Here is a 13,895-nt window from a genome sequence, read left to right on the forward strand (position 1 = left end):
TTTGCTATTTCAGATCAACCGCCAGATACAGGCGGAATGAAGGCGATAGTATCTCCTTCTTTAATAACTTCATCATTCGATGAAAATTCTTCATTGATTGCTGTCATTGAAGTATCAAGCTTTTGGACGCCATACTTTTCAGCAACCATTTCTTTTAACTCAGCAACTGTTTTGCCAGCTGCTTCTATTTCGACTGATTCATGCCCTGCTTCGTCTCGCAGATGGGCAAAGAATAATATTTTATTCATTGAGATCCTTCTCCTCCGGTTTTCCTGTCGGATATGGGACAGTTTCTAGTTGATTGCCGATCCATTCCTCGCCGTCTTCCCAATGCTCTTTTTTCCAGATTGGGACGATTTCCTTGATGCGCTCGATTGCATAGCGATTCGCTTCATATGCATCGTTGCGGTGTGGCGTGGATACTGCGATCACCACGGCGATATCCGTGATGTCGAGCTTGCCGACGCGGTGTGTAATCGCAACCTCAGCACCATTCCAGCGCTCCTGGATTTCCGTGCCGATTTGCTCCAGCTTTTTCACTGCCATCGGTTCGTATGCTTCATATATAAGGTAAAGGGTTTTTTTACCCTTTGTCAATTCACGGACAGTGCCAATGAAAGTTGTGATTGCCCCTGCTTCACGCTGGACCACTTTATCAATGACAGATTGAACGTTGATTGGATCTTTCGCTATTTCATAATTCATCAAAATCACCTCAATAAACTTTGGTGTTCTATTCAAAAAAAGATCGGCTCTGGATTTTCAACGACTGCGTAACCGCCAATTTTCGCCACCTCGGCCTTGAATGCTTCAGACTGAATCACGGACCTTAACCAGTTACCCTTTTCGCTTTCGAAAAATGCCTTTGTCATCAGTAAATCGTAATTTTCGTCAGCTACCGGGATGAAGTCAAGCCCCATCGCGCGTGCTGCCGGAAAGATCCCGAGGCCTGCTGCGTTGTCATTCCCTTTCACTTCTGCGGCGACGCTCAAGTGTGAGAACATTTCGCGGTCATAGCCGTTCACATCGTCTGCTGACAAGCCTGCTTCTTTTAACAATAAATCGAACAATATGCGAGTGCCGGCACCCTTCTGCCTGTTCGCATAATCTGCGCCCTTTTCGGCAATGCCACCGACACTCTCAATACCAAGAGGATTGCCTTTTGGAAGCATCCAGCCCTGGGTTCTTTTTAAAAATGGATATAGGACTGCGTCTTGCCCTGCAAGGAATTTCCTTACGTAGGTAACATTATATTCCCTTGTCTCCGGGTCTAGCAAATGAATGCCCGCTACATGGGCTTCCCCTTTTCTGATTGCCATTAGTCCGGCCATGCTGCAACATGGGAAGAAACAATTTTCATGTCGGTTCGCTGTCTTTTAAGCTGGGAAGACAACAGGTCAATCGTCAGATCATGGCTGCCGCTGAAGACGATTGCGTTCATGATCTCTTCCACTGGCCTGTATAGCTCGACCTCGACGATGTCTCCCTGTTCGTACCCTAGCTCCTCCGGCGGCACGACGAGCAAACCATCCGCACGTACAAGCGACATGGTTACGCCCGCCGCACGTGTCAGCGGATTGGCGACAAATTGTCCATCCACATAGCCGATATTCATTCGGACAAAGTCCTCCGCCCCCATCGTGGAGACGATCCTGCGGCCAAGCTTTACCTTGAGCTTCGGCCTTTCTGGTTCCGGTACACCTAGATATTTACAAACGAGCGGCCTTACAAACCACTCCATTGCCATGTACGCGGAAACTGGATAGCCCGGTACACCGACGACTACTTTATCTTTTATTTTCCCAAGAATGACTGGCTTACCCGGCCTAGTTGCGACGCCATGGGTAAAAACAGTGCCAAGCTCCTCAAGTATATGAACTGTATAATCCTTTGATCCAGCGGATGAGCCGGCATTGATGACTACCATATCAGAGGTTTCCACGGCTTCCAGCAGCGCCTCCCTGATTTTTTCCGGCTCATCCTTCACGATTGGATGCAGATATGGCTGTCCGCCCCAATCTTCTACATAGCTGCTAAAAACCGTTCCATTGAATTCTATGATCCTGCCTAATGATAAGGAAGCATCGGCGCTGACTAGTTCATTTCCGGTCGGGATGATGGTCACCATCGGCTTTTTGACGACGGCTACCTCTGTAACCTGGGTCGCAAGGAGTGCCCCGAGGTCGGCTGGACGCAATTGATGTCCCTGTGTGAACAGCATTTCCTCCTGGACGATATCCTCGCCAATCGGGCGGATATGCTGCCATGGTGTTGCCGGCTCGATGATTTCAATTGTCTCATCGTCAATGACCTGGATGTTCTCCACCATAATCACCGCATTGTAATGGGGCGGGATCGCATTCCCGGTGTCAACATAAACGAACTGCTCACCCATTTTCAAATGGAGCGGACGCTGTTCATGTGCTTCATAAGTATCCTCGGCGTTCACGGCAATGCCGTCCATTGCGGATGCATGGTAAAAAGGCATTGAAACATTGGCGAAGACAGGTTCAGCAGTAATTCGGCCCAGTGCTGAGGCAGCCGGGATCCATTCTTTTTCCTGAGGCAAATCAAACGCGGCCAGCACTTCATTCCTGGCTTTTTCGCGCGGCTTGTCTTCAAGATAAATTTTTCGGTTGTAGCGTATTTTATCCATGATTCGGCTCCCCCTATCTCGTCAAAATTACTGGAACGTATTCGCCTTGTGAAATTCCTTCTTTTTCTGAAACAATTTCGACGATTCCATCGCTTTTTACCAATGTCGTAATCAGGCCTGACTTGCCTATGATCGGCTCGGCCCACCATTCTCCATCCTTCTCCTCAAGTCTTACCCTGATATAATCGGATCTTCCTGGAGAGGATGCAATATTTTTCACAATTCGGGCAAAAATGCGTTCAGGCTTATGCTCGATTCTTTCACCCTTCAGCCTTCTGAAAACCCGTTCGCCAAAAAGCTTGAAGATGATCATCGACGATGCTGGATGACCCGGCAGTCCAATGACCGGTTTTCCCTCAGCGACAGCAAGGATGGTCGGCTTTCCGGGCTTAATGGAAATTCCATGGACAAAGACACCTGGATCTCCAAGTGACTGGATGACCTCTGTTGTGTAGTCCTTCGTTCCGACTGAGCTTCCTCCGGATAAAATCAAGCAGTCAGCCTGTTCATATAAATCTCGGGCTTTTTGGGCGAATTCCTGGTAATCATCACGGGTGATTCCCCCGTATATAAGTTCGATATCCCACTCATTGACCAATCCCTTGACGGTCAAATAATTGATGTCGCGTATTTGGCCTGTTTCCAGTGTTTTCGTTTCAAAAGGAACAATTTCATCCCCTGAAGAAAGGTATGCAGCCTTCAGCTTTCGGTAGACTTTAACCTCGGAAACACCAAGTGCCGCCAGTGCTCCAAGCTCCTGCGGCCGCAATCTTGCCCCTTCAGATAACAGGACTTCCCCTGCCTTGATGTCTTCACCTTTTCGGATGACATTCTCGCCTGGTGCAATTTGCTTATACGTATTCAACAGCCCGCCGATTTCCTCGCAATGCTCGATCATCAGCACGCTGTCACTGCCTGGCGGCAGCATTCCGCCTGTCGGTACGTATATTGCCTCGCCCCTGCCTACCGGCTTGACTGCTTCTTCTCCCATATGCACCTCGCCGGCGACATTCAGGAAGCTGGCATCGATTCAGATGAACCGTATGTGTCACGGGCGATGACAGCATAGCCATCGACGGTCGACCGGTCAAAACCAGGCACATTTTCACCCGCTGTGACATTCTCTGCCAGGATATAGTGAAGCGCCTCATCAAGAGGGCGAATTTCTGTATCCGTGGTCTTGCCAATTTTCTCGTCAATTAATGCAAAGGTCTCCTCAACACTTTTCACTTTGAAAAATTGCATGCGACTTACTTCCTTTCTAGCCCCTGAAAACTATTCTCCGGATTCCGCCCATTTCTTTGCATCTTCATATTCCTCGGGATGGTTCATATTGAAAAACACCCGATCAAGGCTTCCCTCGAAATAGAGCTGAAGATCTGCCTCTTCGAGAAAGCGGACATTCAGTTTTTCAAGCATATGCCTGATTCTTAAATTCCCGTCTTCGATGCATTCCTTAGCTTCTCTTGCTACCCGTTTTTGATATGCCGCAAAAAGCGGATGCTGTCTGCCTTCAATGACCGGTACGACTGCATCATAGTGTTTAAGCGCCTTTACAAGGCTTGAAGCTAGCTCTGATGATACAAATGGCATGTCACAGGCTACGACGAAGTTTTCCTCATAGTCTGATGCATTGAGTCCTGCTTGAATTCCCGCGAGTGGGCCAGAACCCGGATACTGGTCTGTTACCATTTTAATATTTAAAAACTGATAGGTTTCAGGATCATTCGTTACTAGAATTATATCATCAAATACATGCTGTAACTCATCCTTAATTCTCTCAATATTCGTTTTTTCCCGAAATTTCAGGAGAGCCTTGTTCGTTCCCATCCTGCTAGATTTGCCGCCTGATAAAATGATCGCTCCGGCTTTCATCCCACAGCACCTTCTTTTAGTTTGTCTGTTTTGTTTCACCAGCGGATTTATATCCATGCTCCTGGGCAACAAAGTCCAGGTGGATTGTGTTCAGGTCGAGCATTGCTGGTGTTGGCTTTACAATATATTGTCTTGTATCAATTACTTTAGTATACCCTTTGCATTCTTCACAAATCTGTATCTGTGCCGCGGATTCGCCTTCGATTGTCAGGATCTTCACTGTTTCGTGGTCGTTATTTCCGCAGTGTGAGCAAGCTACGCGTCGGTCATTCCAGTGAGCGGAACAACGAGGGCAATGCAGAACCTTTTTCCCTTCCCCTTCAAGCTGCGCAAGGCGTACTGGTTCTCCGCATACAGGACAGCCTGCACCGTGCACCCCGTGATGAATTTCATCCTGAACTTTAGCTGCGGTCAGCTGAAGGTATGGACGAAGCACAGTCTCTGCTACGAATTGAGGGATCCAGCCATCCAGATTATTTTCCTCTGCAAAACTCTCAAAATAAATATAGTTAAAAGCAAATGCTTCATCGATCCATCTCTTGGCTGTCTCTTCATCCAATAGATTTTTTATAGATTGCATCGATGTTTCAATCTCTGGTTGATACTTCGATAAAAGCCCACCTATATCCTCTATCCACTGTAAGAATAGGGAAATATCAAAGTCAATAGCCGCTAATGCAGTGACAGGCACTCCCGCCTCCATTGCGGCTTTATCAAGGTTAGGCCGGACACAGTCAGGATCCAGGGAAGTCTTCCATTGCTCCTGCAACTCTATGATATCCTTCTGTAATTTCTGGTACTCTTTTGAGACAACGGACTTTTTCATTGCTGCAGCCCCTCTTTCGCTCTATTATTCAAAATTTCGAAGGGAATGGAGCCCGGTCCGAGCAGCCATTCCCTCTATTAATAGTTTTAAGCGCCTTTTTTCTTGTTCTTGTCTTTATCTAGGTCAGGGAAATTGCCCTTCTTGACTTCTTCTTCATACCATTCTGTATAGTGATCCTTTGCCCACTCTGCCGGAACCTCACCCGTGATGACTCCAGTGTATCCTGGTCTTGAGTTTTTGTGGATGACACTCAGGTAGATATGGCCGACCACTACCGCGATTGCAAGACCGAAGCCAACGTTATGGGCAACATACGCCCACTGGACGATTGCTTTCGGAAACAGGTCCGGGAACCACATTGGGAAGCCCGAACCGATGATCAGAATCGCAGTCAGGATCTGGATGATAGAGTTTATTTTTTCACCAGCGTTGAAGAATGTTTGTTTTACATGCTTGAATTTAAAGCCAAATAGTTCTTTGACGAACTCAGTGAAAAACTGTATATCTCTCTTCTTCCAAGTAACAAGCTCTTTTCCCCAGCGCAGGAAGCCCTTAGGGTCCATGATCAGCCAGATGAACGTAGGCGTAATGAAGGCAATCGCAAAAATTCTGTGAAGCAGGCGCGCTCCTTCTGGTCCGCCCAGTACTGGATAAAGCCAGTCAAACCACTCTGTATACATTGGCAGGGCCGTGATATACAGTGCAAAGAATGAAATGGCGTTCACAGCATGCGCGATTACAAAGCCTTTTGAAAACCGCTTTACCTTCACACCTGAATACTGCGTATTACTCATGGCTGCCACCTCCATCCTCTTCATGGCCTTTTCCTTCTTTATTGAATAGCTTGTTGGACACGAATGCACCTACTAGCGCCATGCTTGTCGCTCCAAGCATCATCTTGCCGATTGGCTGTGCGTAGTCCTTCCAGACAACAGCTGAAGTTGGAACTTTTGGTTTTTCAGGAAGTCCATAGACAGATGGTTTTTCAGCAAGTACGTAAATCGTATGCGTACCACCGACTCCTTCTGGGTTGTAAATCATTGCGTTAGGATACTTATCCTTGATTTCGCTCAGACGCTTTTCAGCCTTCTTGAGCATTTCTTCTTGTGTGCCAAATTCCATAGCGTCTGTGTGGCAAGTCGTCACACAAGCAGGCTGCATGCCTTCTTCAAGACGATCCACACACATTGTGCATTTCTGTGCCTTCTTGTACTCCTTGCCGTTCTTGTCTTTATATGTTGCCAACTGAACAACATCAAACGGACAGTTCTGAACGCAGTAGCCGCAGCCTACACATTTATCACTATCTACATTTACAGTTCCGAAGTCAGTATAGTGCATGGCTTCTTCCGGACAAACCTTTACGCAAGCCGCCTCAGAGCAATGGAAGCAGGAGGAATGGCGGAAAAGGTAATCCAGATTGCCTTTAGCGTCTTCGTGTTCAATAAATGACAGCACGTTCCATGTGTTCGCTGTCACATTTGCATGTGATTGGACACTGCCTTGGAACTCTTCCGGCTCAGCCGGAAGGTCGTTCCAGTTTTTGCAGGCGACCATACATGCGCGGCAGCCGTCACACTTCGTTACATCGACGTATTTTATATATTCCGCCATTAGTCAGCCCTCCTTATATCACAGAGGAATGCCTTATATTCAGGGATTGTCGTGTTTGCATCCCCGATATGAGGTGTTAAGCGGTTTGCTGTATCCCCTGTTGCGTACCTTTATAGCCAAAGTGCCAAGCATGCCGACCTGATGGACCTTCTTGCCGTTCATCATGTGAGGCTTGAATCGTTTTGTCACCATTGCATAGGCTTTGATATCGCCACGGGCAGAGCTGACAATGATCTTATCTTTGTTCTTGATGCCTTTTTCCTTCGCCAATTCTTCACTCATTTCGATATACATGTGGCCTGCCAGTTCGGATAGCCATTCCTGGTTCCGTGTCATCGAACCGGACTGCCAGTGCTCAGATACCCTGTAAGTAGTACCGACGATCGGATACTTCTTGCTGTCGCCTTTCAGGTTGAATTCGCCTTCAATGATGACAACTGCAGGGTTAATCTCCTGGCTTGAGAAAGCATTTTTAACTGGGCTTTCAAATGGCTCGTAGTGTTCAGGGAACGGACCGTCATTCAGCGTTGGTGCGAATAGACCTCCAACACCTCCGTTGATCATGATGAAAGGATTCGTTCCTCCTGCGTCTGCTGGTGCAACAGTTGGCTTGAAGTCAGGAATGTCATTTCCAGTCCATTTCTTCTGGCTTTCATCCCACCAGATGACCGCTTTTTTGTCGCTCCACGGCTTTCCGCTCGGGTCAGCAGATGCGCGATTGTAAAGAATCCGGCGGTTTGCAGGCCATGCATATGCCCAGTTCAGGAAGTTCCCGCCGCCAGTATCCTTGTTGTCCCGATTTTTAGAGCGGTTCTTGCCTTCTTCCGGATAGAAGCCGGAATAAATCCAGTTACCAGAGCTTGTAGTACCATCATCCTTAAGGTCGCCAAAGCCTTTCAACAGCTGGCCTGTCGTCAGGTCATACCCGTTGATTTCCTTTGCCACAAGGTCGATATCCGGATGGTGGCCTTCACCGTAGTTCCAGTACAGCGCATTAATTTGCTTAGCTGCAGCAGAACTCTCATTCTTATAAAGACCTTTTATATTCTTGACCAGCATATGGATAATTTCCAAATCTGCAAGAGATTCTCCTTTTGGATCGATCGCCTTCCAACGGTATTGCATCCAGCGGGAAGAGTTAGACACGCTGCCCTCTTTCTCATAGGAGCTTGCTGCCGGCAGTAGGAATACTTCTGTGCCGATCTTGGATGGGTCACTGCCAGCTTCCTCTTGCCAGAAAGCAGATGTTTCGGTTTCCCACAGGTCAACGGCAACCAGCCATTTAAGTTTGGACAGCGCTTCTTTTTCTTTGCCTGCATTCGGGCCTCCGACTACAGGGTTGGTTCCAAATAAGAACGCCCCTTCCAGTTCACCTTTATACATAGCGTTGAACAGATTGATATGGGAGTAGTTCTTGTTTCCTTTTGGAAGGTACTGATATCCAAATTCGTTATCCTTTGTAGCATTCGGGCCGTACCAGGCCTTCAGCATACTGACGAGGAACTTCGGCTTGTTGCTCCAGTATCCGCCAGAAGGTGTTTCTTTAGTGTTATAGCCTTCTAAAGTCGCATGCTCAGGGATGGCAGTTGGTGCCCCAACATACCCTGGAAGCAGGTGATAAAGTAAAGCAAAGTCAGTGGAACCCTGAACATTGGACTCCCCGCGCATTGCGTTGATTCCGCCGCCAGGAAGACCGATATTGCCCAGCAGCAACTGGATGATTCCAAAGGCACGGACGTTTTGTGTTCCAACAGTATGCTGAGTAGTACCCATTGCATACATGATTGTTCCGGATTTTCCTATTTTGCTTGTTGAACAGAAAGTCTCACAGACCTTCAGGTAATCTTCTTTAGGTGTTCCGGTTACTGCAATAACTGAGTCAACATCATAGCGTGAAAAATGCTTTCTCATCAATTGGAATACAGAACGCGGATGTGTAAGGGTTTTATCCTTTTTCGGATTGCCCTCTTCATCTGTTTCAAAAGCCCATTTCGTTTTATCATACTTGCGGGTTGCTTCATCATACCCGCTGAATAAACCATCATTAAACTCAAAATCTTTCTTTACAATGAAAGATGCATTTGTATATTCAGCAACATACTCTCTATGGATCAAGTTATTCTCTAATGCATAGTTGATCATTCCGCCCATGAAAGCAATATCCGTTCCTGAACGAAGCGAAGCATAGACGTCAGCCTTTGACGATGTCCTCGTGAAACGAGGGTCGACAGAGACAATTTTGCCGCCTTTTTCCTTCGCTTTAGTCAACCATCTAAAAGAGATTGGATGATTCTCGCAGGATTTCCGCCCATGATCAATGCACAATCGGTATTTTGCAGATCGCTCCAATGGTTTGTCATTGCTCCACGCCCTACTGTAGGTGCCAGACCGGCAACCGTAGAACTGTGTCATATTCGTGCCTGGTGTTCGAGATAGACGACGCCAAGCCCTCTCATCATTTTCGCAAGCAGATATGTCTCTTCATTATCAAGAGCTGCCCCGCCTAAGCTCGCAATGGCTTCGGTTTTATTGACAAACATTCCATTTTCTTTTTCAACGAATGATTTGTCGCGTGTTTCCTTTGTGCGTTTTGCAATTGTTTCATACATCCAGTCCCAGCTTTTCTCTTCCCATTTCTTGCTGCCAGGAGCACGATATAATGGCTTCGTTAAGCGCTTTTCGGATGTAAAGACTTGTCTGATGGTCGTACCTTTACTGCAAAGTGTACCTTCGTTGACTGGGCTATCCGGATCCCCTTCCGTATAAACCACAGTATTGTCTTTTGTGTGTACCAAAATGCCGCATCCTACACCGCAAAATGCGCAAATGGTTGGTGTTACAGTAGCTTTGGCAATCTTGAGTTCTTTTGTTTGTGCGTGGACCTCACTCTCGTTAAAGCCCAACTCGACAACCGCCAGGGTCGCCGCAGTGGCACCTGACAGCTTCAAGAACTGCCGGCGATTCAGGTTGATTTCAACCATCTCTCTCTCTCTCCTTCCCAATAGTTGCTTAGAACATCCCTAATCCCACAGGTGGTGTCGATTTAGTACTTGCTGGGCTTCCCCCCTTTCAAGGAAAGCGGAAGCGCCTTGGTCAGCCTCGACAAGCGCTGGAGGGCTGACCGGTGAAGTCGTTCTTTGACTTCATCGGGCTGACCGAAGCGACTCGAGGGGCTAGGCGCTGGAGCTGGACAATTCTCGCTGTGAGAACTAGTTTCCGCAGCCGGCGGGTTTAAATCATCATTAATCCTTTTGGCAGATGTATAGACAGTCGCCATTTTCCCTCGCAAGTAGCCAACTACTTCAATGTTCAGGAATCGAGCTAGCTGGATGGCCTGCTTTGTAGCAGCGGTGCGTGAGCCAATGACGGCAAAACCAAATTTTGCAGCTTTTGAGAGCATTTCATATGAAACCCTTCCGGTCGTCAAAAGGACGAGGCGGTCCGGCTGCAAACGCTTTCGAATTGCATGGCCGATAATCTTATCGACAGCATTATGCCTGCCGATGTCTTCCCGGACTTCAATGCTGCCATCCTCAAGGATGATGCAGGCGCCATGCATGCCTCCTGTTTCCAGGTATAGCGGCGAATTCTGCGCAAATTCCGCGCGTTTTTTTAACAAATATGTCAGCGAATAGGTTTCTTCGGAATTCACTTTATTGAACTTTTTGACGTCCGTCATCGAAAAGAAGGTCACTCCCCGGCCGCAGCCGGCTGTATAATGCTTCTTTTTCGAAAACATCTGCTCAGGATCAAAGGAATTACATAATGCCACATTCAATGTTCCCGTCTTTTCGCTAAATTGGACACTGACAACATCCTCCGGCCCATCAATCAAACCTTCTGAAAAAAGGTAGCCATATACCCAGTCTTCCAAATCCTGATTTGTCAGCTGGAATACTGCAATCTCATATCCATTCAGCTTCAGGCTGATTGGATATTCTTCAGGGCAGCCTTTCTTGATCATGTTCTTCACCCCTTATCTGGTACTTCATCTCCGGGCTCCGCTGCAACTATCGACTTCTTTCCGGCCATCAGTGTTGCGATGGGTTGAAAGACTGTTATTAATCTAGCAAGCTGGTAAAGCTCTATATTCGGCTCACATCACAAGCCTTATATTTAAAAAACATTCCACTATGCAAAAAGGAAAAATACCCCTATGCCTTTAATGTACTGGATATTACATGCTTGTAACCGTTTCAATTGTTACAATAATATAGATGAAAATTGTCTATTTCTTTACAAATCTTTAAGTTGAGATTTTCCACTTGCGAAAAATCTATTGGTGGGTCAATTTTCACAATTCCCATCGTAAATCAATTTATTTTTTCCCTCAGTAACTTTCATCACGTCAATGCCCTAATTCCACAAAATCGTCAAAAGTTGATTTTATCCATGTGGTTCGCTCTCAAAATCAATTCTTTGTCTAAATCTATAGAATTGGTATAATCATAAGAAAGTGATGAAGGTGACATGCCTTGTGCTGACAAGGCAGTCGCCATTCTTAAAATGGAGGTAGTATAGATGAGTTTGAAAAAGGTGTTAACAATCGCAGGTTCAGATACTAGCGGCGGCGCTGGCATCCAGGCTGACCTTAAAACGTTTCAGGAGCTTGGCGTTTATGGAATGACTGCTCTAACTACGGTCGTGACTATGGATCCTAAAAACCACTGGCACCATGAAGTATTCCCACAGCCAGTTGAGCTTGTAGAAAAGCAGCTTGAAACGATTCTTTCCGTTGGAATAGATGCAATGAAAACAGGCATGCTCGGAACGGTTGAGATCATCGAGCTATCTGCGCGCAAAATTGATGAGCATAAATTGGACAGAGTGGTCATCGACTGTAATGGTATGTAAAGGGGAAGATGAGGTCCTGATGCCTGAAAACACAGATGCAATGAGAGATTTACTTCTGCCAAGAGCAACAGTTGTTACTCCGAACCTGTTCGAAGCATGGCAGCTGGCACAAACCGGACCAATCCGCACAATCGATGACATGAAGGAAGCAGCGGTGAGAATCCATGATCTAGGCGCGAAGAACGTTATGATCAAAGGCGGCAACAAGCTGAACCACGAAAAAGCCGTAGACCTTCTTTATGATGGAAAAGACTTCACTCTTTTCGAATCAGAAAAAGTCCAAACAAGCTTCACGCACGGCGCAGGCTGCACATTCGCTTCCGCGATCACTGCTCAGCTTGCTAAAGGCAAAACAGTCCCTGAAGCATTGGAAGTAGCAAAAGGCTTCATCACCGAAGCCATCAAGCACGGCTTCAGACTGAATGAATACGTAGGCCCAACCGCTCACCTGGCATACAACAAGTATGCTGGCGGAAACCGCGGCGAATAGAAAAGCGCAAGCGCCTTGGTCAGCCCCGACAAGCGTTGGAGGGCCTGACAGTGAAGTCGTTCTTTGACTTCATTGGCAGGACCGAAATCGAAAAACGCAGAAACTGGAGACTCCGACAAAGAAGCGCTTTTTGCTTCTGCCGGCGGAGTTGAAGTTTCGGAGTTTCTAGGAGGCGACACTAGACAAGCGTCTCGAGGGGCTAGGCGCTGGAGCTAGACACTAATCTAAAGGAAAAAATTTTACTTTCTTATAAAGTAACATCAAAACAAAAAGAGGCTGTCGCTAAGCTCATCATTTTGAGCTTTCGACAGCCTCTTTTTCTGTTACTGAGTTATAAAACTTTTAAAAGCCATGCGTTTGTCAGATTAGAGTCTTTCTAACGGACACTTTTCTTGGAATTTCCCATGAGTTTGTCCGATAGAGCCCTCCTAACGGAGACTTCCCCTGGAATTTCTCATGGGTTTGTCCGTTAGAACTCGACTCTGGCCTAGCGCTTATATGTCCATGTTTATTTTTCCTGAAAACTCACATCATTGTCTAGCTCAGCCCTTATAGGGGCCTAACAACTCGCTTGCGCTTTTTGTTTTATATCTTCCGATTAATACGAAGTACCCGATCGGCCATATAACTATGAAAGAACCATTCACCAGAGGCAATTAATACTGACGCAAACAGAGCTGCGAAAACAATCCCATCGGTTTGCTCGAACAACATCAGCCCAAGTCCCCATATCACAAAAAATGAAAGGGCAAGATCAGCTAGTGAAGCGGTGAGATTGCTTGTTTTCGGAAGAATGAACAAGTCACCGGCAAGATAAGAAATCGCTCCAAGAACGAGCGTAATGACGAGAATATCACCAATCCCTGCAAAACTACCCATTAATAGAAGAAGAACAGCAAATGTCATGATGCCTTTTATCAGTAATGCCTTTGCGTGATTCATAGACTCCCTCCTTTTCCCTTCACTATTTCCATTTACCTTCCTGAATAAACACTTTATGTAAAACCAGCTACAATGGTCACTTTTTTATATCTCCTTGTAAAAAAGCCTCAAGTTGTAAGAAAAAAGAGCCCTGGTAAATTCTTTTGAGGCGTACATTTCGCTTTCAGAAGGATTTTTTAGTAATATAGATATAATCGATTTTTAACATATAAGGCTGTTCATTCGGCTATTATAAACTGAAAAACTTCAAAGCCGGGAAGGAGGAACAAAGATGGATCCGGTGATTTTATCAGAAGTCCAGGAAGCCCTGGATCGTTTTAAAGACAAGGAAGTCTATATTCATTTAGAAACAACAAATGGAGCGTACGCATCCCATAACAATGAGTCATTCTTTTCCTCAGGCGCGTACATCCGCAATGCGAAGGTAACCTATGAACGCGCGAAGATAACTGGTGAAGGTCCTTTTCGGACTGGATTGAAGATACCTTTTGGCTGGGTTTATGCTGAAGGAATCACACACTTCGAAATTGATGATAAAGGAAGCTGCTGCTTGCCGGCCATGATTTTAACGGAAAGCTTGCCGTCGCCCTTGAAATAAGCGAAACACCGTTCGAATAAGGTTTGTAAGGATCGGCTGA

Annotated in this window: 15 protein-coding genes and 2 pseudogenes; 3 read left to right on the forward strand and 14 right to left on the reverse strand. The window is 46.4% G+C overall.

Annotation, left to right across the window (positions count from 1 at the left end; translation table 11 throughout):
• Nucleotides 1-14: 14 nt before the first annotated feature.
• From moaD to fdhD, 13 genes are all read right to left on the reverse strand, one after another.
• Nucleotides 15-248, reverse strand: coding sequence for a molybdopterin converting factor subunit 1 (moaD, locus tag JCM21738_RS06860; RefSeq protein ID WP_023613508.1), 234 nt, complete (start codon nucleotides 246-248; stop codon nucleotides 15-17).
• Nucleotides 241-705, reverse strand: a complete 465-nt coding sequence (locus JCM21738_RS06865; RefSeq protein WP_023613507.1) for a molybdenum cofactor biosynthesis protein MoaE — start codon at nucleotides 703-705, stop codon at nucleotides 241-243. Before JCM21738_RS06865 ends, moaD begins: the two co-directional genes overlap by 8 nt.
• Before the next feature lie 32 nt (nucleotides 706-737).
• Entirely contained in the window at nucleotides 738-1,319 is a 582-nt protein-coding gene (locus tag JCM21738_RS27165) for a substrate-binding domain-containing protein (protein WP_369385665.1), read from the reverse strand.
• Nucleotides 1,319-2,656: a molybdenum cofactor synthesis domain-containing protein gene (locus tag JCM21738_RS06870; protein ID WP_369385666.1), complete on the reverse strand. Its 1,338-nt coding sequence runs from the start codon at nucleotides 2,654-2,656 to the stop codon at nucleotides 1,319-1,321. The genes JCM21738_RS27165 and JCM21738_RS06870 overlap by 1 nt, the downstream gene beginning before the upstream one ends.
• A 13-nt stretch (nucleotides 2,657-2,669) precedes the next feature.
• A complete protein-coding gene (locus JCM21738_RS06875; protein ID WP_369385667.1) occupies nucleotides 2,670-3,647 on the reverse strand; it encodes a molybdopterin molybdotransferase MoeA in 978 nt (325 codons plus the stop codon).
• Nucleotides 3,648-3,667: 20 nt separating this feature from the next.
• Entirely contained in the window at nucleotides 3,668-3,901 is a 234-nt protein-coding gene (locus JCM21738_RS27170; RefSeq protein ID WP_369385668.1) for a hypothetical protein, read from the reverse strand.
• A 30-nt stretch (nucleotides 3,902-3,931) separates the two neighbouring features.
• Nucleotides 3,932-4,531, reverse strand: a complete 600-nt coding sequence (gene mobA, locus JCM21738_RS06880) for a molybdenum cofactor guanylyltransferase (protein WP_023613504.1) — start codon at nucleotides 4,529-4,531, stop codon at nucleotides 3,932-3,934.
• A 16-nt stretch (nucleotides 4,532-4,547) separates the two neighbouring features.
• Entirely contained in the window at nucleotides 4,548-5,357 is an 810-nt protein-coding gene (locus JCM21738_RS06885) for a formate dehydrogenase accessory protein FdhE (protein ID WP_023613503.1), read from the reverse strand.
• An 86-nt stretch (nucleotides 5,358-5,443) separates the two neighbouring features.
• Complete coding sequence (locus tag JCM21738_RS06890; RefSeq protein ID WP_023613502.1) at nucleotides 5,444-6,151, reverse strand: formate dehydrogenase subunit gamma; 708 nt, start codon at nucleotides 6,149-6,151, stop codon at nucleotides 5,444-5,446.
• Complete coding sequence (locus JCM21738_RS06895) at nucleotides 6,144-6,971, reverse strand: 4Fe-4S dicluster domain-containing protein (protein WP_023613501.1); 828 nt, start codon at nucleotides 6,969-6,971, stop codon at nucleotides 6,144-6,146. The genes JCM21738_RS06890 and JCM21738_RS06895 overlap by 8 nt, the downstream gene beginning before the upstream one ends.
• Before the next feature lie 39 nt (nucleotides 6,972-7,010).
• Nucleotides 7,011-9,383, reverse strand: coding sequence for a formate dehydrogenase-N subunit alpha (gene fdnG, locus JCM21738_RS06900; RefSeq protein ID WP_243462927.1), 2,373 nt, complete (start codon nucleotides 9,381-9,383; stop codon nucleotides 7,011-7,013).
• On the reverse strand, nucleotides 9,380-9,952 hold the full coding sequence (locus JCM21738_RS27175; RefSeq protein WP_023613499.1) for a twin-arginine translocation signal domain-containing protein: 573 nt from the start codon (nucleotides 9,950-9,952) through the stop codon (nucleotides 9,380-9,382). Before JCM21738_RS27175 ends, fdnG begins: the two co-directional genes overlap by 4 nt.
• Nucleotides 9,953-10,014: 62 nt before the next feature.
• Nucleotides 10,015-10,935, reverse strand: a complete 921-nt coding sequence (gene fdhD, locus JCM21738_RS06910; RefSeq protein WP_023613498.1) for a formate dehydrogenase accessory sulfurtransferase FdhD — start codon at nucleotides 10,933-10,935, stop codon at nucleotides 10,015-10,017.
• 557 nt (nucleotides 10,936-11,492) lie between these two features.
• Between fdhD and pdxK the strand changes: the two are divergent.
• A pseudogene (gene pdxK, locus JCM21738_RS06915) lies at nucleotides 11,493-12,315 on the forward strand (pyridoxine/pyridoxal/pyridoxamine kinase).
• Nucleotides 12,316-12,378: 63 nt separating this feature from the next.
• Complete coding sequence (locus JCM21738_RS24275) at nucleotides 12,379-12,531, forward strand: hypothetical protein (protein ID WP_156315507.1); 153 nt, start codon at nucleotides 12,379-12,381, stop codon at nucleotides 12,529-12,531.
• A 369-nt stretch (nucleotides 12,532-12,900) separates the two neighbouring features.
• On the opposite strand, the gene JCM21738_RS06920 is transcribed toward JCM21738_RS24275, so the two are convergent.
• Nucleotides 12,901-13,257 (reverse strand): DUF2512 family protein, encoded by a 357-nt coding sequence (locus tag JCM21738_RS06920; RefSeq protein WP_023613495.1) that lies wholly within the window; start codon nucleotides 13,255-13,257, stop codon nucleotides 12,901-12,903.
• A gap of 271 nt (nucleotides 13,258-13,528) precedes the next feature.
• On the opposite strand from JCM21738_RS06920, the pseudogene JCM21738_RS06925 reads away from it, so the two are divergent.
• Nucleotides 13,529-13,875, forward strand: a pseudogene (locus JCM21738_RS06925) (YojF family protein).
• The last annotated feature ends 20 nt before the right edge of the window (nucleotides 13,876-13,895 follow it).

Origin of the sequence: Mesobacillus boroniphilus JCM 21738 (assembly GCF_000517385.1) — a bacterium.
GTDB classification, from domain to species: Bacteria; Bacillota; Bacilli; order Bacillales; family Cytobacillaceae; genus Mesobacillus; species Mesobacillus boroniphilus.